22 protein-coding genes and 2 tRNA genes are annotated in these 26,930 nt (G+C 71.3%); 15 read left to right on the forward strand and 9 right to left on the reverse strand.

Annotated elements, in window-relative coordinates:
- Positions 1–38: 38 nt before the first annotated feature.
- Complete coding sequence (locus LCG91_RS04335) at positions 39–1,475, reverse strand: zinc-dependent metalloprotease (protein WP_224442617.1); 1,437 nt, start codon at positions 1,473–1,475, stop codon at positions 39–41.
- Between the two features lie 126 nt (positions 1,476–1,601).
- Here LCG91_RS04335 and LCG91_RS04340 point away from each other — a divergent pair, with 126 nt between their 5' ends.
- The 4 genes from LCG91_RS04340 (at position 1,602) to LCG91_RS04355 (ending at position 7,020) form a co-directional block, all read left to right on the forward strand.
- Entirely contained in the window at positions 1,602–2,711 is a 1,110-nt protein-coding gene (locus tag LCG91_RS04340) for a PDZ domain-containing protein (RefSeq protein ID WP_058728245.1), read from the forward strand.
- Positions 2,712–2,959: 248 nt separating this feature from the next.
- Positions 2,960–5,971 carry a UPF0182 family protein gene (locus tag LCG91_RS04345; protein ID WP_224442618.1) on the forward strand — a complete coding sequence of 1,004 codons (3,012 nt, stop codon included), beginning with the start codon at positions 2,960–2,962 and terminating at the stop codon, positions 5,969–5,971.
- A 63-nt stretch (positions 5,972–6,034) separates the two neighbouring features.
- Positions 6,035–6,111: transfer RNA gene (locus LCG91_RS04350), tRNA-Met, on the forward strand.
- A 96-nt stretch (positions 6,112–6,207) separates the two neighbouring features.
- Complete coding sequence (locus LCG91_RS04355) at positions 6,208–7,020, forward strand: carbon-nitrogen hydrolase family protein (protein WP_224442619.1); 813 nt, start codon at positions 6,208–6,210, stop codon at positions 7,018–7,020.
- An 850-nt stretch (positions 7,021–7,870) separates the two neighbouring features.
- Here LCG91_RS04355 and LCG91_RS04360 read toward each other — a convergent pair.
- Entirely contained in the window at positions 7,871–9,073 is a 1,203-nt protein-coding gene (locus tag LCG91_RS04360; protein ID WP_224442620.1) for an aminotransferase class I/II-fold pyridoxal phosphate-dependent enzyme, read from the reverse strand.
- A 223-nt stretch (positions 9,074–9,296) separates the two neighbouring features.
- On the opposite strand from LCG91_RS04360, the gene LCG91_RS04365 reads away from it, so the two are divergent.
- The 5 genes from LCG91_RS04365 to LCG91_RS04385 all read left to right on the forward strand — a co-directional run bounded on the left by LCG91_RS04365 (position 9,297) and on the right by LCG91_RS04385 (position 15,758).
- Entirely contained in the window at positions 9,297–11,369 is a 2,073-nt protein-coding gene (locus tag LCG91_RS04365; RefSeq protein WP_224442621.1) for a S1C family serine protease, read from the forward strand.
- Between the two features lie 207 nt (positions 11,370–11,576).
- Complete coding sequence (locus LCG91_RS04370; protein WP_058728248.1) at positions 11,577–12,620, forward strand: glycosyltransferase family 2 protein; 1,044 nt, start codon at positions 11,577–11,579, stop codon at positions 12,618–12,620.
- Between the two features lie 9 nt (positions 12,621–12,629).
- Entirely contained in the window at positions 12,630–13,448 is an 819-nt protein-coding gene (locus LCG91_RS04375; protein WP_058728249.1) for a CDP-alcohol phosphatidyltransferase family protein, read from the forward strand.
- A gap of 74 nt (positions 13,449–13,522) precedes the next feature.
- A complete protein-coding gene (locus LCG91_RS04380; protein WP_224443096.1) occupies positions 13,523–14,398 on the forward strand; it encodes a glycosyltransferase family 2 protein in 876 nt (291 codons plus the stop codon).
- 127 nt (positions 14,399–14,525) lie between these two features.
- Positions 14,526–15,758, forward strand: a complete 1,233-nt coding sequence (locus tag LCG91_RS04385; protein WP_224442622.1) for a CDP-glycerol glycerophosphotransferase family protein — start codon at positions 14,526–14,528, stop codon at positions 15,756–15,758.
- A gap of 14 nt (positions 15,759–15,772) precedes the next feature.
- On the opposite strand, the gene LCG91_RS04390 is transcribed toward LCG91_RS04385, so the two are convergent.
- The 4 genes from LCG91_RS04390 to LCG91_RS04405 form a co-directional block, all read right to left on the reverse strand.
- Positions 15,773–16,084, reverse strand: a complete 312-nt coding sequence (locus LCG91_RS04390) for a hypothetical protein (RefSeq protein ID WP_224442623.1) — start codon at positions 16,082–16,084, stop codon at positions 15,773–15,775.
- Between the two features lie 106 nt (positions 16,085–16,190).
- Positions 16,191–16,961: an ABC transporter ATP-binding protein gene (locus LCG91_RS04395; protein ID WP_224442624.1), complete on the reverse strand. Its 771-nt coding sequence runs from the start codon at positions 16,959–16,961 to the stop codon at positions 16,191–16,193.
- Complete coding sequence (locus LCG91_RS04400; protein WP_058728889.1) at positions 16,961–17,785, reverse strand: ABC transporter permease; 825 nt, start codon at positions 17,783–17,785, stop codon at positions 16,961–16,963. The genes LCG91_RS04395 and LCG91_RS04400 overlap by 1 nt, the downstream gene beginning before the upstream one ends.
- Before the next feature lie 44 nt (positions 17,786–17,829).
- Positions 17,830–18,525, reverse strand: a complete 696-nt coding sequence (locus LCG91_RS04405) for an NTP transferase domain-containing protein (RefSeq protein ID WP_058728890.1) — start codon at positions 18,523–18,525, stop codon at positions 17,830–17,832.
- Positions 18,526–18,860: 335 nt separating this feature from the next.
- Here LCG91_RS04405 and LCG91_RS04410 point away from each other — a divergent pair, with 335 nt between their 5' ends.
- From LCG91_RS04410 to LCG91_RS04420, 3 genes are all read left to right on the forward strand, one after another.
- Positions 18,861–20,189: an ABC transporter ATP-binding protein gene (locus LCG91_RS04410; protein ID WP_224442625.1), complete on the forward strand. Its 1,329-nt coding sequence runs from the start codon at positions 18,861–18,863 to the stop codon at positions 20,187–20,189.
- Positions 20,165–21,736 (forward strand): ABC transporter permease, encoded by a 1,572-nt coding sequence (locus LCG91_RS04415; RefSeq protein ID WP_224442626.1) that lies wholly within the window; start codon positions 20,165–20,167, stop codon positions 21,734–21,736. Before LCG91_RS04410 ends, LCG91_RS04415 begins: the two co-directional genes overlap by 25 nt.
- A 191-nt stretch (positions 21,737–21,927) precedes the next feature.
- Positions 21,928–22,188, forward strand: a complete 261-nt coding sequence (locus tag LCG91_RS04420) for a DUF3039 domain-containing protein (RefSeq protein WP_111228526.1) — start codon at positions 21,928–21,930, stop codon at positions 22,186–22,188.
- A 4-nt stretch (positions 22,189–22,192) separates the two neighbouring features.
- On the opposite strand, the gene LCG91_RS04425 is transcribed toward LCG91_RS04420, so the two are convergent.
- Positions 22,193–23,443, reverse strand: coding sequence for a nicotinate phosphoribosyltransferase (locus tag LCG91_RS04425; RefSeq protein ID WP_058750629.1), 1,251 nt, complete (start codon positions 23,441–23,443; stop codon positions 22,193–22,195).
- A 135-nt stretch (positions 23,444–23,578) separates the two neighbouring features.
- On the opposite strand from LCG91_RS04425, the gene murI reads away from it, so the two are divergent.
- From murI to rdgB, 3 genes are read left to right on the forward strand one after another with little or no spacing between them, the layout of a single operon-like run.
- Complete coding sequence (gene murI, locus LCG91_RS04430) at positions 23,579–24,424, forward strand: glutamate racemase (RefSeq protein WP_058728892.1); 846 nt, start codon at positions 23,579–23,581, stop codon at positions 24,422–24,424.
- Entirely contained in the window at positions 24,421–25,152 is a 732-nt protein-coding gene (gene rph, locus LCG91_RS04435; RefSeq protein WP_137766749.1) for a ribonuclease PH, read from the forward strand. Before murI ends, rph begins: the two co-directional genes overlap by 4 nt.
- The gene (rdgB, locus tag LCG91_RS04440; protein WP_224442627.1) at positions 25,149–25,742 is read left to right on the forward strand and encodes an RdgB/HAM1 family non-canonical purine NTP pyrophosphatase; all 594 of its coding nucleotides are present in this window, start codon (positions 25,149–25,151) and stop codon (positions 25,740–25,742) included. The genes rph and rdgB overlap by 4 nt, the downstream gene beginning before the upstream one ends.
- A gap of 184 nt (positions 25,743–25,926) precedes the next feature.
- On the opposite strand, the gene LCG91_RS04445 is transcribed toward rdgB, so the two are convergent.
- Together LCG91_RS04445 and LCG91_RS04450 are read right to left on the reverse strand one after the other, a co-directional pair.
- Positions 25,927–26,652 carry a DedA family protein gene (locus LCG91_RS04445; protein ID WP_058728895.1) on the reverse strand — a complete coding sequence of 242 codons (726 nt, stop codon included), beginning with the start codon at positions 26,650–26,652 and terminating at the stop codon, positions 25,927–25,929.
- 119 nt (positions 26,653–26,771) lie between these two features.
- Positions 26,772–26,852: transfer RNA gene (locus LCG91_RS04450), tRNA-Leu, on the reverse strand.
- Between the last annotated feature and the right edge of the window lie 78 nt (positions 26,853–26,930).

Here is a 26,930-nt window from a genome sequence, read left to right on the forward strand (position 1 = left end):
CCGGCCGCGTGGGACCGGTCACCGCGATCTGTGGAGAACTAGCGGGGCCCGGCACCGGGGGAGCCGTCACCCGCGCCGTCGTCCGCGGGGCCGTCGCCCGTGGGGCCGTCGCCCTCGTCCTCGATCCCGCCGTGCTCGTCCTCGCGCGGACGGTCACCGGAGGCGTCGTTGAGCAGGTCCTCGAGGGCCTTGTCGAACGCGTCGTCGTCGGCCGAGCGACCGGGGTTGCGCAGCCGCAGCACGAAGGCGTCCGGGTCGTCGACGTCCTCGGAGGTCGGTACGGCGTCGAAGTGCGACCAGAGAGCGTCGCGCTCCTCGGCGCCGAGCTCCTCGGTGACCCGCTGCCAGAGCGCCGCGGCCTCACGCAGCCGGCGGGGACGGAGCTCGAGGCCGACGAGGGTGGCGAAGGCGGACTCCGCCGGACCACCCGCCGCACGGCGACGGCGCACCATCTCGGCGATCGCGTCGGACTTCGGCAACCGCGCGGTCGCGGCTGCGGTGACCGTGTCGACCCAGCCCTCGACGAGCGCGAGCACGGTCTCGAGCCGACCGAGCGCGGCCTCCTGCTCGGGGGTCCGCGGCGGGATGAGCGCGCCGGACGCGAGCGCGTCGCGGAGCTGCTCCTGGTTCGTCGGGTCGATCTCCGACGCGAGCTCCTCGACCCGGTCGAACGGGATGTGGATGCCCCGTGCGTAGTCGGTGATCGACGAGATGATGTGCAGTCGCAGCCACCGCGCGGAGCGGAACAGCCGGGCGTGCGCGAGCTCGCGGACGGCCAGGTAGATGCGGACCTCGTCCTCGGGGACGTCGAGGCCCTCGGCGAACTCCGCCACGTTCTGCGGCAGCAGCGCCGCGACCTGCTCGTCGAGGAGCGGCACGCCGACGTCGCCGCCGGAGACGACCTCCTTCGACAGTTGTCCGACCACCTGCCCGAGCTGGATGGCGAAGAGGGCGCCGCCGACGCCGCGCATCGCCTTCGAGACGTCGCCGAGCATCGCCTTGAGCTGCTCCGGTGCGCGCTGCTCGATCGCCTCGGTGAGGGCGTTCGAGATGCTCAGTGCCACCGGCTCGGCGATCTGCGCCCACACCGGGGTCGTTGCCTTCGCCCACTGCTCGCGCGTGTAGAGGCTCGGTGTCGCCGTCAGCTCGGGGACGCTGGTGGCCTCGTCCAGCCACAGCGCGGCGACCTGGAAGGCCTGGTCGGAGGCCTGGGCGGTCGCGGGGTCCACCGGGTGGCCGCCGTCGCGGGCGATCGCAGTGGCCCGCTCGGACGCGACCGAGAAGTCGATGCCGTCCCCGCCCGACTGCGCCGCCCGCTGCAGCTGGCTCATCAGGTTCGCCACGAACGCCGGGTCGTTCGGCAGTCCGGCGGCGCCCGCGAGCTGCGACGGGTCGATCTGTCCCTCTCCGGAGAGCAGCTTGCGCAGCATCTCCTGGAAGTCGTCGTCCGGCCCCGGCTGCGGTTGATCAGGCATGACGACTACGCTAACCGCTGCTCACGGGGCCGCGCCTGGGATGCTCCCGAGGGGACACCAGGACCGCTGCGCCGAGGGCGAACAGCCCGCGAACACGCGGGCGAACCGCCCCGTGGAAGGACGTCCGTGACCCTCTTCGCCCCCGCGCCCCGCCGCCGCTCCCGTTCACGCACGGTGGGCTGGGCGTTCGTCACCGGGGCCGTGGTGCTCGCGCTCCTGGCCAGCTTCCTGCCCAGCCCGTACCTGATCGAGGTACCGGGACCGGTCTACAACACGATCGGCACGCAGCGGCAGGGCCAGGGGAAGGACGCGAAGGACGTCGAACTCATCCAGATCGACGGAGCCGAGACGTACCCGACCTCCGGTGCCCTCGACATGCTGACCGTCGGCATCCAGGGGGACGCGACGAACCGACCGTCGTGGGGGAGCGTGATCCGTGCGCTGTTCTCGCGCTCGGAAGCGGTGATCCCGGCGAGTGCGATCTACCCCGAGGGCACCACCACCGAGCAGGTGAACCAGCAGGACGCCGCGGACATGCAGTCCTCGCAGCAGTCGGCGGTCGCCGCGGCGCTCATCCACCAGGGCGAGGAGCTCCCGACCCGGCTCGAGGTCGGCTCCGTGCAGCCCGGGTCCGCAGCGGACGGCACCATCCGGAAGGGCGACGTCATCACGGCGTTCGACGGTGAGCAGCTCACGACGAACGTCGATGCCGGCACCCTGCGCGCTGCCGTCGCGAAGCACGGCACCTCGTCGCCCGCGACCGTGACGATCGAGCGGGACGGCACGAGCCGCCAGGTCGAGGTCACCCCGCGCGAGGAGCAGGGCACCCCGCTCCTCGGCGTCGGCGTCACCGAGCGGTACGACTTCCCCTTCGAGGTGAAGATCGCGCTGCAGGACGTCGGCGGCCCCTCGGCCGGCATGATGTTCGCACTCGGGATCATCGACGAGCTGACACCGGGGAAGCTCAACGGTGGGAAGCACGTGGCGGGGACCGGCACGATCACCGCCGACGGCGAGGTCGGTCCGATCGGTGGGATCCGGCAGAAGCTCTACGGCGCGAAGGACGCCGGCGCGACCGTCTTCCTCGCACCGGCCGACAACTGCGACGAGGTCGTCGGGCACGTCCCGGACGGACTCGACGTCTACAAGGTCGCCACGCTCGACCAGGCCGTCACCGACCTGCAGACGATCGCTTCGGGGAAGAGCACCGCCGGACTGGCGCGCTGCGGCTCCTGAGCCGGCCGACCCGGTGTCGCGACGTGCGCGCACGTCGCGGGTCCTTCCTCCAGGCTGAGCTGTCTGGAGGCAGGGCCCGCCTTCCTGAGTCCCCGCACAGTTTCGCTGTCGGTCCGGACCAATAGGATCGGTGCACTGACGGCCCGCCGTGCCGGGCCCGCCGGTCCGACACGTCTGGAGCACATCAAGTGACGACAACCTCGTCCACCTCGGGCCCTGCTGGGCGGCGTTCGCCGCGGGTCCCGATCGTGGTCACGATCATCGTGCTGGCCGCACTGGTGATCGGCTTCTTCATCTTCGCCAGCCTGTACACCGACTACGCGTGGTTCGCGCAGCTCGGCTTCCAGCAGGTCCTCACCACGCGCTGGATCGCGGGCACGCTCATGTTCGTGGCCGGGTTCCTCGGCATGGCCGTCCCGGTGTACGTGAGCATCGCGCTCGCCTTCCGGTTCCGGCCCGTCTACGCGAAGCTCAACTCGCAGCTCGACCGCTACCAGCAGGTCATCGAGCCGCTGCGCCGCGCGGTGATGATCGGCATCCCGGTCGTCCTCGGCCTGTTCGCCGGGCTCGCGACCGCGGGCCGTTGGAGCATGGTGCTCGAGTACTTCAACCGGACGTCGTTCGGCAAGAAGGACCCGCAGTTCGGCCTCGACATCGGGTTCTACGTGTTCGAGCTGCCGTTCTGGCGCTCGATCGTGGCGTACTCGTCGGCGGTCGTGCTCATCGCCGGGATCGCCGCGCTCGCCGCGACCTACCTCTACGGGGCCCTGCGCTTCGGCGGGCGCGAGGTCCGCATCTCCAAGGCCGCGCGCATCCAGCTCGCCGTCACCGCGGCCGTCTACGTGGCGCTGCAGGCCGTGAGCCTGTGGCTCGACCAGTACGCCGCGCTGACGAAGGACAACCCGCTCATCACGGGTGCGCAGTACACCGACGTCAACGCCGTCATCCCCGGGCGCGAGATCATGGCCGGCATCGCGGCGATCGTCGCGGTCCTGTTCATCGTCACCGCGGTCATCGGCCGCTGGCGCATCTCGATCGTCGGCACCGGGCTGCTGCTCGTCGCGGCGATCGTCATCGGTGGCGTCTACCCGTGGATCATCCAGCGCATCCAGGTGAAGCCCTCCGAGCGCACGTACGAGTCCGCGTACATCGAGCGGAACATCAAGGCAACCCGCGACGCCTACGGCGTGAGCGGGGTCGAGGAGCAGAACTACGACGCGACGACCGAGGCGAGCTCGGGTGCCCTGGCACAGGACGCCCAGACCACGGCGAACATCCGTCTGATCGACCCGAAGATCGTCTCGGACACCTTCAGCCAGCTGCAGCAGTACCGGCAGTACTACCAGTTCCCGGACCAGCTGGACGTCGACCGCTACGACATCGACGGCCAGACCGAGGACACGGTGATCGCGGTCCGCGACATCGACCTCGCCGGCCTCAGCTCACAGGCGAACACCCAGTACAACCGGACCTTCGTCTACACCCACGGCTTCGGCGTCACCGCGGCGTACGGCAACCAGCGGGCGAGCGACGGCAAGCCGGTGTTCCTCGAGTCGGGCATCCCCTCCAACGGGAAGCTCGGCAACTACCAGGAGCGCGTGTACTTCGGCGAGACCTCGCCGCCCTACTCGATCGTCGGTGCGCCCGAGGGCTCGAAGAACATCGAGCTCGACTACCCCGCCGGCTCGGACGACAGCGACGGCGGCAACGCCACGACGACGTACCAGGGCAACGGCGGACCGAGCCTCGGCGGGTTCTTCAACCGCCTCGTCTACGCCGCGAAGTTCCAGTCCGAGCAGATCCTCCTGTCGGACGCCGTGAACCGCGACTCGCAGATCCTCTACGACCGCGACCCGATCCAGCGCGTGCAGAAGGTCGCCCCGTACCTGAAGCTCGACAGTGACGCGTACCCGGCGATCGTCGACCACCGCATCCAGTGGATCGTCGACGGCTACACGACCAGCGACGCGTACCCGTACTCGCAGAGCCAGAGCCTGTCGGACACGGTCGCGGGCACCGACTCGTCGGCGTTCAGCACCGACCAGGTGAACTACATGCGCAACTCGGTCAAGGCGACCGTCGACGCGTACACGGGCAAGGTGACGCTCTACGCGTGGGACACGCAGGACCCGGTGCTCAAGACGTGGCAGAAGATCTTCCCGTCGACGACCGAGCCGGTGTCGCAGATGAGTGCCGAGCTGCTCGACCACGTGCGCTACCCGACCGACCTGTTCAAGGTGCAGCGTGCGATCCTCGGTACGTACCACGTGACCAACGCGAACTCGTTCTACTCGGGTGACGACGCGTGGAACACGCCGCAGGAGACGACCACGGGCACGACCGACTCCGAGGCGAACTCCGACACGGTCTCGCAGACGACGACGAACGCGCTCGGTACGAGGACCACGCCGTCACAGGGCAACCTGCAGGACCCGTACTACCTGACGATGAAGGTGCCGGGGCAGGACACCGCGTACTCGCTGTACACGACGTACATCCCGCAGCAGTCGGCGGGAGCGAACAACCGCAACGTGCTGACCGGCTACCTGGCGGTCGACTCCGACGCGGGCGGTGCCGGCAAGGGCGAGAAGGCGGCGAACTACGGCAAGCTCACGCTGCTGACGATGCCGAAGACCGACAACATCCCCGGCCCGGCGCAGGTGCAGAGCCTCTTCAACGGTGACACCACCGTGTCGCAGGAGCTGAACATCCTGAAGCGCGGCAACTCGACCGTGAAGCAGGGCAACCTGCTCACGCTGCCGGTCGGTGGCGGGTTCCTCTACGTGCAGCCGGTCTACGTCCAGTCGACCTCGAGTGGTTCGTACCCGCTGCTGCAGAAGGTGCTCGTGGCCTTCGGCGACAAGATCGCGTTCGAGGACACCCTCGACCAGGCGCTCAACGAGCTGTTCGACGGCAACTCCGGTGCCGCCGCCGGTGACCAGGGTGCCGCGGACGGGTCGGGTTCGACCGGTTCGTCCGACTCCGGTTCGGGCTCGTCCGACTCGGGCTCGGGCTCGTCCGACTCGGGCTCGTCGGGTTCGGCGTCGTCGGGCGACTCGGGCTCTGCGTCCGGTGGGTCGGCCGGCTCGTCGAGCGGGTCGGGGAACCAGGCGCTCGAGCAGGCGCTGGCCGAGGCGCGCAGTGCGCTGCAGGACCGCCAGCAGGCCTACGCCGAGAACGACCTGGTCGCCGCGGCCGAGGCGGACAAGCGCCTGCAGGATGCGATCCAGGCTGCGACCGAAGCCGAGAACGGCAACTGACACGCCGTGGCGGGGCACTCGATTTGTGCCCCGCCACGGGGGTGTGTAGGCTATTGGATGTGCCGCGGGGTGGAGCAGTTCGGTAGCTCGCTGGGCTCATAACCCAGAGGTCGTAGGTTCAAATCCTGCCCCCGCAACCAAGCGTCACAACGAAGGCCCCGGTCCAGTCGGACCGGGGCCTTCGTCGTTCGTGTGCGCCGAGTCGTGCCGTGTCGATGCGTGGCTACGCTCGGAGCATGGCAACCCTCACCGTCGCCGCCGCCCAGTTCGCACCCGTGGACGACACCGCGGCCAACCTCCGGACCGTGCAGTCGGCTGCCGAGGACGCCGCTGAGCGCGGTGCCGACCTGCTCGTGACGCCCGAGTACACCTCGTACTTCAGCGCGGAACTCGACGACGACTTCGTCGCCGCAGCGGAGCCGCTCGACGGGCCCTTCGTCAGCGGTCTGCGAGAGATCGCGCGGCAGCACGCGATCGGACTCGTGGTCGGCGTCGCCGAGACCGCGGAGACGAGCGGGCGGTTCCGGAACACCCTGGTCGCGGTGCTGCCCGACGGCTCGATCGCCGCGACCTACCGAAAGGTGCACCTGTACGACGCGTTCGGCTCGAGGGAGTCCGACCGCATCGAGTCCGGTGACGCCGACCAGCTGCCGGTCTTCGAGCTCGGCGGGCTGCGCATCGGACTCGAGACCTGCTACGACCTGCGGTTCCCCGAGGTCACCCGGCGACTCGCCGCACCGGAGGCCGGCGCAGCGGACGTCGTCGTGCTGCCGGCGGAGTGGGTGCGCGGTCCCGGGAAGGAACACCACTGGCGCACGCTGCTGACGGCCCGTGCGATCGAGAACACCGTCTGGGTCGTCGGGGTCGGACAGACCGGACCGATCGGCATCGGCGGGTCCGTCGTGATCGACCCGTCGGGCGTCGCGGTCGCCGCTGCCGGGGCGAGTGCGGGGACCGTCGTCGCGACGATCGACACCGGGACCACCGAGGCGGTGCGAGCGGTCAACCCCTCGCTCGCGCTCCGTCGGTTCGACGTCCACCCGCGCTGAACCGCCGCGCGCTCGCCGCCGTTCCCGCCCGCGCTGCGGTCCCCGTGCGCGGAACCGTCCCCGTTCCCGTCCCCCGTTCCCCGTTCCCGTCCCCGTCCCTGTCGCGAGCGGGCGGAAGACGCAGGCCGGCCGTCCGACCCGAGCCGGTTCCGCCCGTTCGTGGTGGTGCTGGTCCGTCCGGCTGGTCGGGGTGTCGCCGGGCGGGCGGAAGGCGCAGGGTTCGTCCGTCCCGAGCCGGTTTCGCCCGTTCGTGGTGGTGCTGGTCGGTCCGGCTGGTCGGGGTGTGGTCGGGCGGGCGGAAGGCGCAGGTGGATCGTCCTTTTCGAGTCGGTTCCGCCCGTTCGTGGTGGTGCTGGTCGGTCCGGCTGGTCGGGGTGTGGTCGGGCGGGCGGAAGGCGCAGGTGGATCGTCCTTTTCGAGTCGGTTCCGCCCGTTCGTGGTGGTGCTGGTCGGTCCGGCTGGTCGGGGTGTGGTCGGGCGGGCGGAAGGCGCAGGTGGATCGTCCTTCTCGAGTCGGTTCCGCCCGTTCGTGGTGGTGCTGCTCGGTCCGGCTGGTCGTTCGGTCGTCGGGCGGGTGGAATCGGTGCTCGAGGGAGGCGCGGGGAGCAGGTCGTGCCCGCTCGGGGGCCGGGCAGGAGGGCGGGACCTCGAAAGAGCGACGAGCGGGCAGGAGCGGGCGGAAGCGGGCAGGGCGACCGTCTGATCAGCACGGGAAAGGCCCGCTCGCGGGGACGGCAGGAGCTGCGGCTCGGATGGGTCGCAGTCTCGCAGCCTCGCAGCCTCGCAGCGTCGCAGGCGCTCGGACGGGCTCCCGGGGCGTCGGACCCGTGTCCGCTCGAGGCAGCCGGGGTCAGCGTGCGAGGGAGAGCGCCGCGAGCCGGGCCGCGGCCTCGGAGAGCACGTCCCGACGCTTGCAGAAGGCGAAGCGCACGAGCGACCGGTAGCCCGCCGCTCGCTCGGGCCGGACGAACGCCGACACCGGGACGCCCACCACGCCGGCGAGCTCGGGGAGGCGGAGGCAGAAGGCGCGGGCGTCGTCGTACCCGAGCGGTGCGGTGTCCGCCAGGACGAAGTAGCCACCGTCGGGACGCATCACGTCGAAGCCAGCGGAACGGAGGCCGGCCGCGAGCAGGTCGTGCTTCTCGGAGAGCTCGCGGGCGATGCCGTGGAAGACCTCGTCGGGCAGTCGGAGTCCGGTCGCGACCGCGGGCTGGAAGGGGGCACCGTTCACGAACGTCAGGTACTGCTTGACCGAGACCACGGCCTCGACGAGCGCGGGGGCAGCCGTGAGCCAACCGACCTTCCAGCCGGTGGTGCTGAAGGTCTTGCCAGCACTCGAGATCGTGATCGTCCGGTCCCCGGCGCCGGGCAGGGTCGCGACGGGGACGTGCGGAGTGCCGAAGGTCAGGTGTTCGTAGACCTCGTCCGTGACGACGAGGGCGTCGTGGCGCTCGGCGAGCTCGAGCACGGCCGCCAGGACCTCGCGGGGGAGCACCCGGCCGGTGGGGTTGTGGGGCGTGTTCACGAGCACGATCCGGGTGCGGTCGGAGAAGGCGGCACGGAGGGTGTCCTCGTCCGGCAGGAAGTCCGGAGCAGTGAGGGGGACCGTCACGTGCGTGCCCCCGGCGAGGCGGATCAGCGCGCCGTAGGCGTCGTAGAAGGGTTCGAAGGTGATCACCTCGTCGCCGGGTTCGACGAACGCGAGCAGCGTCGCGGCGAGGGCCTCGGTCGCGCCCGCGGTGACGAGGACCTCGCGGCCCGGGTCGACCGACAGGCCGTACCAGTGGGCCTGGTGGTCCGCGATCGCCTCCCGGAGCTCGGGCGCCCCACGGCCGGGCGGGTACTGGTTCACCCCGCGGCGGATGGCCTCGACCGCGGCGTCGAGCACCTCGACCGGGCCGTCCTGGTCGGGGAACCCCTGTCCGAGGTTGATCGCTCCGGTCGCCGCAGCGAGTGCGCTCATCTCGGCGAAGACCGTCGGGGCGGGGACGCCGTCGGAGCCGAGCAGCATCGCCCCCTCGGCTGCGCGGAGCCAGGGTCCGGTGCGGTGCATGGTGGGTCCCTCCGGTGCGCTGGGCGCAGATCGACGCCCTGGAGGACCCCAACCTAGTAGGACGGAGCAGCGGCCCGCCCCCGGCACGTCACGATCCGTCGCGGGACCGGGAGAACGCCCACAGCCCACGCATAAGATCGCCATAGGTCGCTTGCAGCCCCAGCAGGAGCACCGCACAGGTGGACGCGGAAGACTGCAGGAGCTTGAAAGGAGCACGTCCAGCATGACCGACACCACGCCACACGGCCAGGGCGACGAGAACCGCCCCCAGGACACCGACCACCGGGCCGCAGCCGAGGACGCCTCGCGCGACACCTCCGGTGAGGGCACGTCGACGCAGGACGTCTCCGGACAGCCCGCCGACCGCCGAGCGGACCACGACCACACCGACGTGATCGACCACACTCACGCCGGCGAGACCGACGTCATCCCCACGGGGACCGACACCGCGACGGACCGCTACACCGCCCCGTATCCGACCATCGACGGTGACAGCAGTGGGTCCGACCATCAGTCCAGCCCCTACGGCTCCGACAACGCGCACCACGGGCAGGCGGCGACGAGCGCCTCCGGTCAGGGCCAGTACAGCCAGAGCCAGTACGGCCAGAGCCACGGCGAGTACGGCCAGGGCCAGTACGGCCAGAGCCAGAGCCACTACGGGCAGAGCCAGTACGGCCAGGGCCAGGGCCAGGGCCAGTACGGCCAGGGCCAGGGCCCGTACGGCCAGGGCCAGAGCCCGTACGGCCAGGGCCAGAGCCCGTACGGCCCGGAACAGGGCCAGTACGGCCAGGAACAGGGCCAGTACGGCCAGAGCCAGTACGGCCAGAGCCAGCACGGCCAGGACCAGTACGGACAGGGCCAGTACGGCCAGAGCCAGAACCAGTACGGCCAGGGCCAGTACGACCGTCCCCGCTACGGCGAGTACGCACAGGGAACGTCGCAGTACGCCGCCCCGCAGAGCGCGTCGTACCCCGGCTCCGCTCAGGCGCCCTCGTCCGCCAGCGCCTTCGGTGACGTCGACGGCTCGAACCAGCGCAACGGCCACTACTTCGGCGGCGCTGCCGCCGGCGCAGCGACCGGCAGAGCCGCCGCCACGAGCACCGACGGCAGGAACGGCCGCAACAAGCTCGTCCTGCCGATCGTCGCGGGCCTGGTGCTCGCCGGCCTGGTGGGTGGCGGTGCGGGCTGGGCCGCGGGAGCGTCCCAGACCGGCACGACCGTGATCGGCTCGGGCTCGTCGCAGAGCGGCGGCAACCTCACGGTCAACGACTACAACAACGCCACCGTCGTCACCGCCGTCGCCGCGCAGGCCACGCCGTCGGTCGTGACGATCAACGTGTCGTCCGGTTCCGCGGGCGGCACCGGTTCCGGTGTCTTCTTCACCAAGGACGGCTACATCGTCACGAACACCCACGTGGTGACGCTCGACGGCGACAGCTCGAACGGCACCATCACGGTGACGACGTCCGACGGCAGGATCTACCCGGCGAAGCTCGTCGGCACGGACCCGACGGTGGACCTCGCGGTCATCAAGATCGACGCGACCGGCACGAAGCCGATCTCGTTCGCGGACTCGTCCGACCTCAACGTCGGGGACACCGCCGTCGCGATCGGTGCGCCGCTCGGCCTGTCGAACACCGTCACCGACGGCATCGTCTCGACCCTGAACCGCAGCATCCAGGTCGCCTCGAGCGCCCCCAACCAGGGCGGCGACTCGAACGAGGGCGGCAACGGCGACAGCCCCTTCGAGTTCCCGGGCAACGGAGGGTCGTCCACCTCGACGACGGTCTCGCTGCCCGTGATCCAGACCGACGCATCGATCAACCCCGGCAACTCGGGTGGTGCCCTGCTCGACTCGAAGGGCAAGCTGATCGGCATCAACGTCGCCATCGCGAGCGCCGGCAGCTCGCAGTCGTCGGACGCGCAGTCCGGCAGCATCGGCGTCGGCTTCGCCATCCCGTCGAACCTGGTGGAGCGCGTCGCGAACGAGATCCGTGAGAACGGTTCCGCGACGCACGGCCTGCTCGGTGCCACCGTCGGTGACGCCTCCGAGGACGCGAACGCCACCCAGACGGGCGCGCTCATCAAGTCGGTGTCGTCCGGTGGGGCGGCGGCGGACGCCGGTCTGCAGAAGGGCGACGTCGTGACGAAGATCGGCTCGGCCTCGGTGGCGGACGCCACCGACCTGACCGCGCAGGTCCGCTTCTTCGCCGGCGGTGCGAAGACGACGATCACCTACATCCGCGACGGTCAGACGCGCGAGGCCGACGTCACGCTCGGGACGTACAAGAGCTGACGCGACGGACGACGGACGGGAGGCGCGGTGCCGGCTGGTACCGCGCCTCCCGTCCGTCGTGCGGTGGTCGTCCACCTCCGGGCGCGTCCGGCGGCACGGTCACGACGCAGGTGGGCGCTCCTGCCGCTTGATAGGCTCATGGCTGCTCTCCGGGGCGGTGCCGGTCCGCGGTGCGCTCCGCGCACCAGCCACGACCCCGAGGACCGCATGCAGACAGACGGACAGCCCCTTCCGGGGGTCTCGTACGTGATGCCGGTGCTCAACGAGGTCACCGAGGTGCGTGCCGCGGTCGGGAGCCTGCTCGACCAGGACTACGAGGGGCCGTTCGAGGTCATCCTCGCGCTCGGTCCGTCGATCGACGGGACGAACGAACTGGTCGCCGAGATGAGCGCCGCCGATCCGCGGGTGCGGGCGATCGAGAACCCCGTCGGGTCCACGCCCGCCGGGCTGAACGTCGCCATCCGCGCTTCGGTGCACCCGATCGTGATCCGTGTCGACGCCCACTCGGTCCTGCCGTCCGACTACACGCGGATCGCCGTGCGGGTGCTGCTCGAGTCCGGCGCGGACAACGTCGGCGGGATCATGCACGCCGAGGGACGGACACCGTTCGAGCGTGCCGTCGCGCACGCCTACGGCAGCCGGGTCGGTCTCGGTGGGACACCGCACCACGTCGGTGGCAAGGCAGGGCCAGCCGAGACGGCGTACCTCGGGGTGTTCCGACGCGACCGGCTCTTCGAGGTCGGGCTCTTCGACGAGGGCATCAAGCGCGGTCAGGACTGGGAGCTGAACCGTCGGCTGCGCCAGACCGGCGGCACGGTGTGGTTCACCCCGGAGCTCGTGGTCACCTACCGTCCGCGCCCGAGCCTGCGCCGACTCGTCCGGCAGTTCGTCGCGACGGGTCTGTGGCGCGGTGAGCTCGCGCGCCGGTTCCCCGCGAACAACGGCGTGCGGTACTTCGTCCCGCCGGCGATGGTCGTGGCGATGGCGCTCGGGATCGTCGCGGGCCTCGTCGGCATCGTCGGCGCCGCACTCGGCTCGCCGGTCGCCTGGACCACCCTCGGCTTCGTCGTCCCCGCGGTCTACCTGCTCTTCGTCGTGCTCGGTGCCGTCGCCGTGGCGCGGCGCTCCGGGCTGTCCACCATGCTGTGGCTGATCGTGGTGCTGCCGTGCATCCACGTCGGCTGGGGCATCGGCTTCATCATCGGGTTCCTGACCCGGACCTCCGAGCTGACCACGCACACGGGACGGTGACCTGACCCCTTGACCGACGACACCACCGGCCGCGGCACGACCCGACCGACCTCCATCGCGGAGCTCCGCGCGGTCGCCCAACCCGACGAGGTCCGCTCGCGCGCGAACGCCGAGCACTGGACGGCGTCCCTCTACCTGCGCGACGTCTCGCCGTACCTGACCTGGCTGCTGCTGAAGACCCGCGTGTCGGCGAACCAGGTGACCGGCCTGATGATCCTGGTCGGGTGGAGCGTCGCCGCGGCCCTGCTGATCCCCGGCATCTGGGGTGCGCTGCTCGCACTCGTGCTCGGCCAACTGCAGATGCTCGTCGACTGTTGCGACGGTGAAGTGGCCCGTTGGCGCGGCACCCGGTCGCCGGCCGGGGTGTTCCTCGACAAGGTCGGGCACTACACCACCGAGGGGCTCATCCCGATCGCCCTCGGGGTCCGTGCGGCGACCTGGCCGATCCACGGCGCGGACTGGATGTGGACGACGATCGGCTGTGCGCTCGGCCTCGTGATCGTGCTCAACAAGGCGCTCAACGACATGGTCCACGTCGCCCGGGCCAACGCGGGCCTCGAGAAGCTCGTCGACCGTCGTGACGCGGGCACCGCGCCGTCCGGTCGACGCCTGGCGACACTCCGCCGTGCCGCGCGCTTCCTGCCCTTCCACCGGCTGTACCACTCGGTCGAGCTCACGATCCTGGCGTTCGTCCTCGCCCTGCTCGGGCTCCTGATCGGCGACCCGCTGGCAGACCGGATCCTGGTCGGGGTGCTGCTGCCGCTCGCGGTCCTGGCCACGGCCGGTCACTTCGTCGCCATCATCTCGTCGAAGCGGGTGCGCGCATGACCGGGCCGGCCCCCGACGTGCCGCAGGGCCAGCGTTCGGCCGTGACCCCGGGCACCGCTCGACGGAACGCGCCGATGCGCCGATCGCGACCGCGCATCGCCGTGGTGAGCCTGTCCCAGGGCACCCGGCCGGACGACCTCCGCCGGGGCCTCGACAGCGTGCTCGCGCAGGAGGACGTCGAGCTCGACGTGGTGTGCGTCGGCAACGGCTGGGCACCGACCGGGCTGCCGGAGGGCGTGCGTGCGCTCGCCCTGCCGGAGAACGTCGGGATCCCCGCCGGTCGGAACGCCGGGGCCGAGGTCGTCGACGGCGACCACGTGTTCTTCCTCGACGACGACGCGTCGATCCCGTCGCCGACCTTCCTGCGCGACGCCGTGGCGCTGCTCGACGGCGACCCGTCGCTCGGGCTCGTGCAGCCGCGGGTCGTCGACCCGAGCGGTTCCGCGAACCCCCGCCGCTGGGTGCCGCGGATCCGCAAGGGCTCCGCGACGGACTCGTCGCCGGTGTTCTCGGTGTGGGAGGGCGCCGTGCTCCTGCCGATGGACGTCTACCGTGCCGTCGGCGGCTGGGGAGCGCCGTACTTCTACGCGCACGAGGGCATCGAGCTCGCGTGGCGCGTGTGGGACGCCGGTCGACGTGCGTGGTACGCAGGCGACCTCGTCGCGCACCACCCGGCGATCGATCCCGCCCGGCACACCGAGTACATCCGCCTGAACGCGCGCAACCGCGTGTTCCTGGCACGGCGCAACCTGCCGGTGGCGCTGCGACCGCTCTACGTCGCATCGTGGGCCGCGATCCAGGTCGCTCGGTGGTGGCGGCACCCGCTGCGTCTGCGGACCTGGTTCGCCGGCGTCCGCGAGGGCTGGACGGCTGACTGCGGTCCGACACGGACCATGGGGTGGCTGACGATCGCCCGGATGACGCTCGCCGGTCGTCCGCCGGTCGTCTGACCCCGCCGCGCTCCCGGACCAGGACCGTCGTCTCCGGCGTCGGTGTCGCAGCGCTCGAGGGCGCTCCCGCCGCCGACCGTGCCGTCGAGCAACCCGCACAGCAACCGCCCGTAGCCTGAGGACCACCATGCCGATCACCAAGGACGTCCGGACCGCGATCCGTCTCGCCCGCCGCCTGCTGCGTTCGCGCCGGAACCGACGGGAACTCGCCCGCCGCCTGCCCGAGGCGCCACGGCTGTCGCCGGGGTCGATCGAGGTGGCGGTCTACTTCGCGGACGGCGCGGTCAACATGTACCAGCTCCGCCAGTGGTACGCGCCCCTGGCGGAACTCGCCCGCGAGCACCCCGTCGCGATCGTCTCGCGCAGCCCCGGCACGATGACGACGCTGCTCGACGAGTCGCCCGTGCCCGCGGTGTACGCCCGTCAGGTCGTCGACCTCGAGCGATTCGTCGAGGAGCAGGCACCGAAGATCGTCCTGTACGTCAACCAGAACGCCCGCAACTTCCAGATGATGCGGTACGGGCGCATGTGGCACGTCTTCGTCAACCACGGCGAGAGCGACAAGATGTACATGACGACCAACCAGTTCAAGGCGTACGACTACGCGCTGATCGCGGGTGATGCGGCACGGGACCGCCTGCGTGCAGCGCTCTGGGACTACGACGTCGACCGCCGGACCATCGCCATCGGCCGTCCGCAGGCCGACCACTTCGCCGGTGCGGTGCCGTACCCGCAGGACGACCGCACCGTGGTGCTCTACGCGCCGACGTGGGAGGGCGACCGCGCCGCTGCCGCGTACGGGTCGATCGCGTCGCACGGGGTCGTCCTCGCCGAGCGCCTGCTCGCCACGGGTCGGCACCGGTTGGTGTACCGCCCGCACCCCCGGAGCGGCGTGCTCGACCAGGACTACCGGTCGGCGCACGAGCGCATCGTCGCCGCCATCGCCGCCGCGAACGCCGCCGACCCGTCCGCCCACCACGTGTACGACGACGGACCGCAGCTCGGGTGGCAGCTCGCGGACGCCGACGTCGCGGTCACCGACATCAGCGCGATGATCTACGACCGGCTGGCCGTCGGCAAGCCCCTGATCGTGACGCGTCCGGCAGCGCCCGACGCGGACGTGGACGAGCGCGGGTACCTCGGCGACGCGAACTGGCTGCTCGCCGAGGACGCCGTGGACATCGTCGCCCGGGTCGACGCCGCGGCGAACGACGCCGAGCAGCTCGCGAAGCTCCGGCACTGGGTCGAGCGGTACTTCGGTGACACCACGCCGGGTGTCGCGACGAGTCGGCTGCACGCCGCCGTGGACCGACTCGTGACGCGCTGGCACGAGGTCGCCGCGGAGCGCGGCGAGGCCTGACCCGGCGGGCGCTGTCACGACGCGAGCCCGACGAGGCGGTCGCCGACCAGTGCCATCCGCCACAGGTACTCCGACCGGTCGGGGCGCCGCCACCGGACGACCACGATGCCGGTCTGCTCGGGATCGGCGCCGAACACCGCGATCGACAGGGACCGCCCCGGGTCGAGACGGTTCACCGCGAGCGGCGGGCAGTAGCCGCTGCCGAGGTGCGTCAAGGAGATCGCGTGCAGGGGCTCGGCGCCGGTGTTCACCAGGTCGTAGCGACGTGGTGCTCCGGAGCGGTCGACGGTGAACGGGACTGCGTAGGCCGTTGGTGGGTGGTGCATGCGGGTCACGGTAGGGGGAGGGGCCGACGTCGGGGGCCCGGGGGAGCCGTCCGGGACGACTGCTTGTGGAGGAGGGGACGGCGGGCCCCTGGTGTGGAGGAGGGGCTCAGGCCCCGTGGTCCGCCTCGTACCGCGCGAGCGCTGCCTCGATCGTGTCGTCGAGCTGCAGCCGCCCCTTGTCGAGGTAGAGCCCGCGGTCGCAGAACCGGCGCAGGTCCTTGTCGCTGTGCGAGACGAAGAACAGCGTCCGACCGCCGGCCAGCAGTTCCTCGATGCGCTTGTAGCACTTCTCGCGGAAGCTCTTGTCACCCACCGCCAGTACCTCGTCGACCAGGATGACGGGTTCGTCCAACCGGGAGATCACGGCGAAGGCGATGCGCACCTTCATGCCGCTCGACAGGTGCTTGTACGGGGTGTCGACGAAGTCCCCGATCTCCGCGAAGTCGATGATCTCGTCGAACGCGTCGCGGATCTCCGACCGGGACATCCCGTGCAGGCCGGCCGTCAGGTACACGTTGTCCCGGACTGTGAGGTCACCGACGAAGCCGCCGGTGATCTCGATGAGCGGCGCGACCCCGGCGTTCACGCGGACGCGGCCCTCGTCCGGCAGCATGACCTGCGCGACGAGCTTGAGCAGGGTGGACTTGCCCTGACCGTTGCGCCCGACGACGCCGATCGCCTCGCCCGGACGCACATCGAAGGACACGTTGCGGAGCGCCCAGAACTCGTCCGCGCGCTTCCGCCGGTTGCTGCCGGCGAACAGGTCCTTGAAGCTCCGGCTCGCCCGGCGGTTGCGCTTGAAGCGGATGCCGGCGTCCCGGACCGAGATCACGGGGGCCACGGTCGTCGACGGCGCGGTGGAGTCGGTGGCGGTCATCACAGCTCCTTCAGGACACGGTGCTCGCTCCGGCGGAACACGACCAGTCCGACCCCGAGCACCACGGCGGTGACGAGGACCGACACGCCGACCTCTCTCCAGTCGAGCTGACCGGGGAAGAACGCGGAGCGGTAGATGCCGAAGATGCCACTGAGCGGGTTCAGCGCGGCGATGTCGTGCAGCCGGTCCGGCAGCGCCTGCGTGCCGTAGATGATCGGCGACGCGTAGAAGAGGAAGCGCAGCACGAGCTTCACGGCGCGTTCCAGGTCACGGAAGAAGACCACCAGCGGGGCGACGATCAGGCCGAGTCCGTAGACCAGTGCCCCCTGCAGCACGATGGCCAGGGGGTAGAGCGCGAGTTCCCAGTGCAGGTGCGCACCGGTGGCGATCGCGAACACGGCGAGCACCGGCAGGCTCAGCAGGAACTCGATGCCCTTCGAGGCGTTGACCCGGGCGACCCAGATGCTCCGCGGGATCGTCGTCGACCGGATCAGCTTCGCTTCCTTGGTGAAGGCGCGCGTCGAGTCCGAGACGGCCCCGGTGAACCACATCCACGGCAGCAGCGCCGACAGCAGGAAGACGATGTACGGTTCCTCACCGACCGACCCACGGTGGAACACCTGGGTGAAGACGAACCAGTAGATCGCCGACATCACCAGCGGGTCGAGGATCGACCAGAGGTACCCGAGCGCCGACGTCGAGTACCGGACGCGCAGGTCGCGCACCGTCAGCAGCCAGAGCGCCTGACGGTAGCGCCGACCGGCGCTCCGGGACGCCGTCGATGCGGTCGTCGCGGGCGCGGTCGGCGCACTCGCTGTGGTCACGGCTTCCCTCCGGGCGGATCCGCCGAGGGGGTCCTGACGGCGGTTCAGGCGAACAGGTCGTTCGCGCGCTCGAGGTCCTCGGCGAAGTCGATCTCGACCGCGTACAGGTCGGAGATGTCGATCGGCGACCAGCGTAGCCCGTCCTCGGCGATGGCAGCCTCGATGCCGCCTTCGAAGTACTCCTGGTCGTCGACACGGCCGAGCTGACGGATGAGCGCCTGCTTGTCACGCGAGGAGACGTAGTTGATGCCGACGGCCTCGCCCAGGCCACCCACGACCCGCTTCGAGAGCTCCTTGATGCAGCCCTGGGCGTCGACCGTGTACTTGACCTCTTCGTCGGACACCTTCTCGGTGTTGACGCTGACGAAGGAGCGGTCCTGGTCCATCATGTCGGCGGCGCGGACGAGGGCACGCGGGTCGAAGACGACGTCGCCGTTCATCCAGAGGACACCGCTCTTGCCCGTGGCCTTCAGCGCACGCAGCAGGCTCTTCGACGTGTTCGTGGAGTCGTAGGACTCGTTGTAGACGAAGTTCGCCTCGGGGAACGCCTCGACGATGTACTCCGACTTGTATCCGACGACGATCGTGACGCGCGCGCTCGAGCCGAACGCCGCGCGGATGTTGTCGAACTGCTGCTGCATGATGGTGCGGCCGTCGCTGAGTTCGGTGAGCGGCTTCGGCAGGCTGCGGCCGAGCCGGCTGCCCATCCCCGCTGCGAGGATGACGATCTGCGTGGTCATGCTGGTCCCTTCTGGTGTCCGCCCGCGCGCCGCGTGGGGCACGGGCGGGCCTCGTCGAGTGTGCTCGCACCGGTTCGGAGTTCGCCGTGAGCGTGCGCATCCTGCACCTTCTCGAGGGGGACGAGCGGCCACGGCGGAGCCCGTCCGAGCAGGTTTCCGTGTGGTGAACACTCCGTCGTGCCCTGGTGAATGATACGGAACGAGTCCGCTGCGGGGTACACCGGTGCGCGCTTCGTGCTCAATTCGTGACCCTGTGACCGGTTCGGTACCGGAGCCCGGGCGGACGCGCCGACGGTCGGGGTCGGGGGCGTCCGACGCGTTGGTACGGTGGGGCGGTGGCTGCAGCTGATGACGACGACGTGTACGCGACGTCCGACGCCGCCTGGCTGGCCGAGGCGGACGAACCGCCCGGTGACGCGGCCGACGACGACACGGGGGACGGGGATGCGCACGACGCCTCCGATGATGACGAGATGACCGACGACGCGAGCACGACGGCCGTCGCGGTCGACCAGGGTGAGCGCTCCGACGGTCCGGCTGCTGCGACGGGCGCCGGCGCGACCGCCGTCGCAGCGACCACCGCGGCGACGACGGCTCCGACGGACCGCACGCCCCGCAAGGGCAAGGGCAAGGGCAAGGGCAAGGGTCGCGCCACCCGTCCCGGAGGCCCCGGCACGCCCGCGTCGGCGACCCCGGCGACGACCGGCGGCGCCCTCGCCGCAGGAGCCCCCGGGGGTGTCACCACCGGCAGTCCGACCGTCGCCGCCGACGACCGGGGGACGACCACCACCCCTGACGCGAGCACGACCTCGACCGCGAAGACCCCCTCGACGAAGAAGAAGCGCACTCCCGGTCGCCAGCCGACCGCCACCGCTGCCGCGACGCAGACCGCGCAGGCGCAGCAGCCCGTCGTGCTCCGCGCGAGCGGCTTGGTCAAGCGGTACGGCCAGACCCTCGCCGCCGACGAGGTCGACCTCGAGATCCGCCAGGGCTCGATCTTCGGGGTCGTCGGCCCGAACGGCGCCGGCAAGACCACGACGCTCTCGATGGTCACCGGTCTCCTCCGTCCCGACGCCGGCACCGTCACCGTCCTCGACCACGACGTCTGGTCGGACCCGACTGCGGCGAAGCGTGCCCTCGGCGTGCTGCCCGACCGCCTCCGGCTCTTCGACCGGCTCACCGGCGCGCAGCTGCTGCACTACTCGGCCACCCTCCGCGGCCTCGACGGCGCGACCGCCCGGAAGCGCAGTGCCGACCTGGCCGAGGCGTTCGGCCTGGGCGAGGCGCTCGGGCGCCAGGTCGCCGACTACTCCGTCGGGATGGCGAAGAAGATCGCGCTCGCAGCGACCCTGATCCACTCGCCGCGCGTGCTCGTGCTCGACGAGCCGTTCGAGTCGGTCGACCCGGTGAGCGCGGCGACCATCACGGACATCCTGCGGCGCTACACCCGCGGCGGCGGGACCGTGGTGCTCTCCAGCCACTCCATGGAGCTCGTCCAGCGCACCTGCGACTCGGTCGCGATCATCGTCGGCGGCAAGGTCCTCGCCTCCGGCACGATGGCGCAGGTCCGCGGGCGCAAGAGCCTCGAGGACAAGTTCGTCGAACTCGCGGGCGGCCGCGTCGTGGCAGAGAGCATGGAATGGTTGCACAGCTTCTCCGACTGAGGGTCGACCTGCTCGCGGGCGAGGTCCGCGGAGGAGCCCGACGGTCGGTCCTCGTCGTGCTCGGGTCCCTGCTCGGCCTGGTCGCCGCGGTCGTGGTCGCGGGGGAGCTCCTCGCGCTCCGGTCGGCGCCCGTCGAGGTCGCCCGCTCCGTCGCGGTCCCCGTCGGCACCTTCGTCTCCCTCGCGCTCACCCTCGTCCCGCTCGTCGTGGGCCGGACCGACCAGTTCGACCCACGACGGTTCGCCGTGTACGGCATCGACCGTCGTCGGCTCGCCGTCGGGCTCGGGGTCGCCGGTCTCGTCGGGATCCCGGTGCTCGCGGTCGCGATCGTCGCGGTCGGCCAGGTCGGTGCCTGGTCGCGCACGGGGGGCACTGCGGTGCTCGCGGTCGTCGCCGCACTGCTCGGCACCCTGACCTGCGCACTGCTGCTCCGGGTCGGCAGCGCCGTCGGTGCGACCTTCGTCGGTCCGCACCGGTCGCGCGACGCCGGCTGGCTCGCCGCCCTGGTCATCGTCGTCCTCGGGCTGCCGGTGGCGTCGCTGCTGCTCCGGAGCGACTGGCTCGACCCGGCCAGCGCCGAGCTGCAGCGGGTCGCCGACGTCGCCGGGTGGACCCCGTGGGGTGCCGCCTGGGCCGTCCCGGCGGACGTCGCCAGCGGTCGTGTCGGCGAGGGGGTCCTGAAGCTCCTGGTCGCCCTGGTCACCGTCGCACTGCTCGCACTGGCGTGGTGGGCGCTCGTTGGTCGGGCGCTCGAGGCAGCCGACGGCCGTACCGGTTCCCGGCGCTACCGCGGGCTGGGCTGGTTCGCCGGGCTCGGTTCCACCCCGGTGGGCGCGGTCGCCGCACGCGCACTGACCTACTGGGGCCGCGACCCGCGGTACCGGATGTCCTACCTCGTCATCCTGTTCGTGCCGATCGTCGTGCTCCCGCTCGGGGTGGCCGGCGTGCCGTGGCACTGGACCGCGCTCGTCCCGCTGCCGCTCATGGCGCTCATCGCCGGGTTCCTGCCGCACAACGACGTCTCCTACGACAACACCGCGGTCTGGCTGCACGTCGCCTCGGGCGCTCCGGGGTGGAGCGACCGACTCGGCCGTCTCGTGCCGTTGCTCGTCGTGGGACTGCCGCTCGTGGTGGCCGGTGCCGCCGTCTCCGCCGCGCTCTTCGGCGACCCCGTGGCCTTCCCGGTGCTGACCGGCATCGCGGTCGGCGCCCTGCTGGCCGGTCTCGGACTGTCGAGCGTCGTCTCCGTCCTGCTGCCGTACCCGACGGTCCGCCCGGGCGACCACCCGTTCCAGCAGCCGCAGGCCGCCGGCACGACGGCTGCGGTCGCGCAGACGACGATGATCGTCGGCATCCTGGCGTCGCTCGTCCCCGCGGTGTGGCTCGCGGTGCTCACCGCCGTGGACGGTCAGGAGCCCTGGGCGACCGCGACGCTCGTCGTCGGCGTCGCCGTGGGCGTCGTCGTGCTCGTGGTCGGCGTGGCCGTCGGCGGTCGGTTCTTCGACCGGCGCGGTCCCGACCTGCTCGCTGCGGCGCAGCGCAACTGACCGACTGCCGGACAGGAGGCACGTGACCACGCGGTCGCGTCGGCTCCGGTCCGGATGCGCCGTCGGACGGGAGGCGCGTGTCGGGACCGCCCCGTGCCTCCCGTCCGCGCGCGTGCGGTGGGCCGTGCGGCGGGGCCTGCCCGTGCCTCCCGTCCGTCGCGGCGTCGGCCGCATCGTCGTACCCTGGAGGCATGAGCATGACGGAACCCGGCGGCGGCCTCGACGTGATGGACCGCGAGCTCGAGAAGCTCCTCGAGGAAGAGGCGATCGAGCCCGGCGACCACGAGCGGTTCTCGCACTACGTGAAGAAGGACAAGATCCTGCAGTCCGCCCTGTCCGGCAAGCCGGTCAAGGCGCTGTGCGGCAAGAAGTGGGTGCCCGGCCGCGATCCGGAGAAGTTCCCGGTGTGCCCGGACTGCAAGGCCATCTACGAGAAGATGAAGGCCGAGTAGGCCGCTAGATCACCAGGGTCGGGATCGCCGGGTCGCCGCGGCCGATGCGGGACGCGTCCACCGGCAGCTCGGCCTTCGCCCGCTTGTGGTGGGCCCGCGCGGCCTCGACGCCGGCGACCCCGAGGAACGCGGGGTCGACCTCGCCGTGCTCGACCACCGGGACGAGCAGGGGACGCTCGTCCGGACCGACCCGGCCCGAGGTCAGGACCACCTCGGCGGTCGCGATGCCGTTGCGGAGTCGTCGTCCGGCCTCCTTGCGGCCGCCGGTCGACACCTTGTCCGCGGACTTCTTCGCGACGGGGACCCACTCGTCGCCCGCCGGGGTCTGGTGCGCGACGAGCTTGAACACCATGCCCGCTGCCGGGTGGCCCGACCCCGAGACGACGCTCGTGCCGACGCCGTAGGAGTCGACCGGAGCGGCACGGAGTGCGGCGATCGTGTACTCGTCCAGGTCGTTCGTCACGGTGATCTTCGTCGCCGGCGCGCCGAGCCGGTCGAGCTGGGCGCGCACGGCGGCGACGACGCTCGGCAGGTCGCCGCTGTCGATGCGGACCGCGCCGAGTCGGCCGTTCGTCAGACGGACGGCGGTCTCCACCGCTGCCTCGATGTCGTAGGTGTCGACGAGCAGCGTCGTCCCGTCACCGAGGGCGTCGAGCTGGGAGCGGAACGCGGCCTCCTCGGAGTCGTGCAGGAGCGTGAACGCGTGCGCGGCGGTGCCCATCGTCGGGATGCCCCAGGTGCGGCCGGCCTCGAGGTTGCTCGTCGCGCCGAAGCCCGCGATGTACGCGGCGCGGGCGGCGGCGACGGCGTTCCACTCACCGGTGCGACGCGAGCCCATCTCGGCGAGCGGTCGACCGTCGGCGGCGGACACCATACGGGCGGCGGCACCGGCGATCGCGGAGTCGGCGTTGAAGGTGCTCAGCGCGAGGGTCTCGAGGACGACCGACTCGGCGAAGGTGCCCTCGACCTGCAGCACGGGGGAGTTCGGGAAGAACACCTCGCCCTCGCGGTAGGCGCGGACGTCGCCCGTGAAGCGGTAGTCGGCGAGCCAGCGGGCCGTGCCCTCGTCGATGACGCCGCGGTCGCGGAGGAACCCGATCTCCTCGTCGCCGAAGCGGAACTCCGTCAGCGCGGTGAGGAAGCGCCCCAGGCCCGCGGCGACGCCGTAGCGACGGCCGTCGGGCAGGCGGCGGGCGAACACCTCGAACACGCAGCGTCGATCGGCGGTGCCGTCCTTGAGGGCGGCGTCCACCATGGTGAGTTCGTACTGGTCCGTGAGGAGCGCGCTGGTCACGCCTCCGACACTAGTGACGTCGGGGTGCGGACGGGCGGAGCGGGCGGGCGCGCGGAGCGGGCGGGCGGAGCGGGAGCGGCTCGGTACGCTGGTGGGGTGACGGATGCACCGATCGGAGTCTTCGACAGCGGGGTCGGTGGGCTGACGGTCGCGCGGGCGATCATCGACCAGCTGCCGCGCGAGAGCATCCGGTACGTCGGGGACACCGTGCACTCGCCCTACGGTCCGAAGCCGATCGCCGACGTCCGGCGGTACGCGCTCGAGGTGATGGACGACCTCGTCGACCAGGGCGTGAAGGCGCTCGTCATCGCGTGCAACACCGCGTCCTCCGCCGTGCTCCGCGACGCCCGCGAACGCTACGAGCAGGCGTACGGCATCCCGGTCGTCGAGGTGATCCAGCCGGCCGCCCGCGCTGCCGTCAAGCAGACCCGGACCGGGCGCATCGGGGTGATCGGGACCGTGGGGACCATCGCCTCGCGGGCGTACGAGGACGCCTTCGCCGTTGCCGCCGACGTCACCCTGGCACTCGCCGCGTGTCCGCGCTTCGTCGAGTTCGTCGAGGCGGGGGACACCTCGTCGCCGGCACTCCGCGAGGTCGCAGCGCAGTACCTCGCCCCGATCCGCGAGGCCGACGTCGACACGCTCGTGCTCGGCTGCACCCACTACCCGCTGATGTCCGCGGCGATCCAGTACGTGATGGGTCCGGACGTCACGCTCGTGTCGAGCGCCGAGGAGACCGCGAACGACGTGTACCGCCGGCTCGTCGAGCACGGGCTCGAGCGCACCACCCCGGAGCCGCCGACCTACGCGTTCGAGGCCACCGGCGACGACAAGAACGGCTTCATCCGGCTCGCCCGGCGCTTCCTCGGTCCCGAGGTCTCGAGCGTCGGACACCTCCAGACCGGGGCGATCACGCTGCCCCGAACCGAAAGGACCCCATGAGCACCCGCATCGACGGCCGCAGCGCCTCCGACCACCGTCCGGTCAGCATCGAGCGGGGGTGGAGCACGCAGGCCGAGGGCAGCGCGCTCATCTCGTTCGGCAACACGAAGGTGCTGTGCACGGCGTCCTTCACGAACGGCGTCCCGCGCTGGATGGCCGGCAAGGGCACCGGCTGGGTGACGGCCGAGTACTCGATGCTGCCGCGGTCGACGAACGAGCGCATGCAGCGCGAGTCGATCAAGGGCAAGGTCGGCGGACGCACCCACGAGATCTCGAGGCTGATCGGCCGCTCCCTGCGCGCGGTCGTCGACATGAAGGGCCTCGGCGAGAACACCCTCGTCCTCGACTGCGACGTGCTGCAGGCCGACGGCGGGACCCGCACCGCGTCGATCACCGGCGCCTACGTCGCGATGGCCGACGCGATCGAGTGGGGCCGTGACAAGGGCTTCATCGCGAAGAAGGCCACGCCGCTCACCGACAGCGTGCAGGCCATCTCGGTCGGCATCGTCGGGGGGGAGCCGATGCTCGACCTCGCCTACACCGAGGACTCCGCGGCGGACACCGACATGAACATCGTCACGACCGGCTCCGGGAAGTTCATCGAGGTGCAGGGCACCGCCGAGCACGCGCCGTTCGACCGCGACGAGCTGGACACGCTGCTCGACCTCGGCCTCGCGGGCAACCGCTCGCTCGCGGCCATCCAGCGCGACGTGCTGGGCCTGGCGTGACCGGGCACACCGTCGTCCTGGCGACGCACAACCAGGGCAAGGTCGTCGAGCTGCGCGGGATCCTCGGCGAGGCGCTCGGACAGGGCGTCGAGCTCGTCGGGTACGACGGTCCGGAGCCCGTCGAGGACGGGGACACCTACGCGGCGAACGCGCTCATCAAGGCGCGCGCGGCCGTGGCGCACACCGGTTTGCCGGCGCTCGCCGACGACTCCGGCATCGCGGTCGACGCCCTCGGTGGTGCGCCCGGAATCCACTCGGCCCGGTACGCCGGCACCCGCGTGGACGCGGACAACATCGCGCTGCTCCTGACGAACCTCGACGGGGTCGTCGAGCGGACCGCCGCCTTCGTCTGCGCGGCGGCCTTCGTCACGCCGGACGGCACCGAGCACCTGTTCGAGGCGGTCTGGAACGGTGAGGTCCTGACGGAGCCGGTGGGGGACGGCGGCCACGGGTACGACCCGGTGTTCCAGCCCGACGACGCCGACCGGTCCGCGGCGCAGCTCACCCGCGACGAGAAGAACGCGCTGTCGCACCGGTCGAAGGCCTTCCGCGGGATCGCGCCGATCGTGCGGGAGTACTTCGGCGTCTGACGCCACCAGGGGTCCGACGCCGACAGGGGTCTGGGGCCGGCAGGGGTCTGGCGGCACGATCCGACGACGGCACAACGGGAAGCACCCCGTGCCACGGAACTCCGCGGCACGGGGTGCTTCCCGTTGTGCGACGAACCTGCACGGACGCGACGCGCCGCGACGCGGCAAGCGCCTCGCCCCGCGTCTAGCGCTCGGTGGGCCAGGCGGGGCCGTCGGCCGGGCGCTGGCCCGCTGCCTGCTCGGCCTCGGCGGCGTGCTTCGCCTTCCGCGCCGTCCGCCAGTAGTGCAGCCCCGCGGGCACGACCGTGACGAGCACCGCGAGGATGAGGATCACGTCGATGTAGTTCCGCACGATGTAGGCGATCGGGGGGATGTAGCCGAGGAAGAACCCGAGGAAGGTCACACCGACGCCCCAGACGACCGCGCCGATCGCGTTGTAGAGCGAGTACTTCTTGTAGTTCATGCGTCCGACGCCAGCCGCGATCGGCAGGAAGGTGCGGACCACGGGGACGAACCGCGCGAGGATGACGGCGAGCGGGCCGAAGCGGTGGAAGAACGCGTTCGTGCGGTCGACGTTCTCCTTCGAGAACAGTCCGCTCTCCTTGCGCTCGAAGATCGGGGGGCCGGCCTTCTTGCCGATGTAGTACCCGAGCTCACCGCCCAGGAACGCCGCGGCGCCGATCATGAGCGCGGCCACCCAGATGGGGATCCCGCCGATCTGGCCCCCGCGGTCGAAGGCGAACAGGCCCGTGATGACGAGCAGGCTGTCGCCGGGGAAGATGAAGCCGATGAGCAGGCCGGTCTCGGCGAAGACGATGGCGCAGACCACGAGCACGGCGATGGCCCCGAAGTGGTCGAGGATGTACTGCGGGTCGAGCCACGGGATCAGGGCGAGTGCGACGGAGTGCATGGTTCTTCCGGTCGTGGACGGGCGAGGTCACGGGGGACTCCCGCGTGACGAGGGTACCGCCCGGGGCGCGTCGGCCCATCCCCCTGCGGTGTGACTTCCCCCAGCATCGGGGACGACTGTGCGGAAGGAGGGACTCGAACCCTCACGCCTGGGGCACAGGAACCTAAATCCTGCGTGTCTACCGATTCCACCACTCCCGCGAGCAGCGGCAGTCTACCGAGCGCGACGTGCGGGCGGACGTGAGCCGCGCCTCCCGGCCGCGCCGACGACACCGACGC

It is taken from the genome of Curtobacterium sp. TXMA1 (assembly GCF_020162095.1).
GTDB lineage: Bacteria > Actinomycetota > Actinomycetes > Actinomycetales > Microbacteriaceae > Curtobacterium.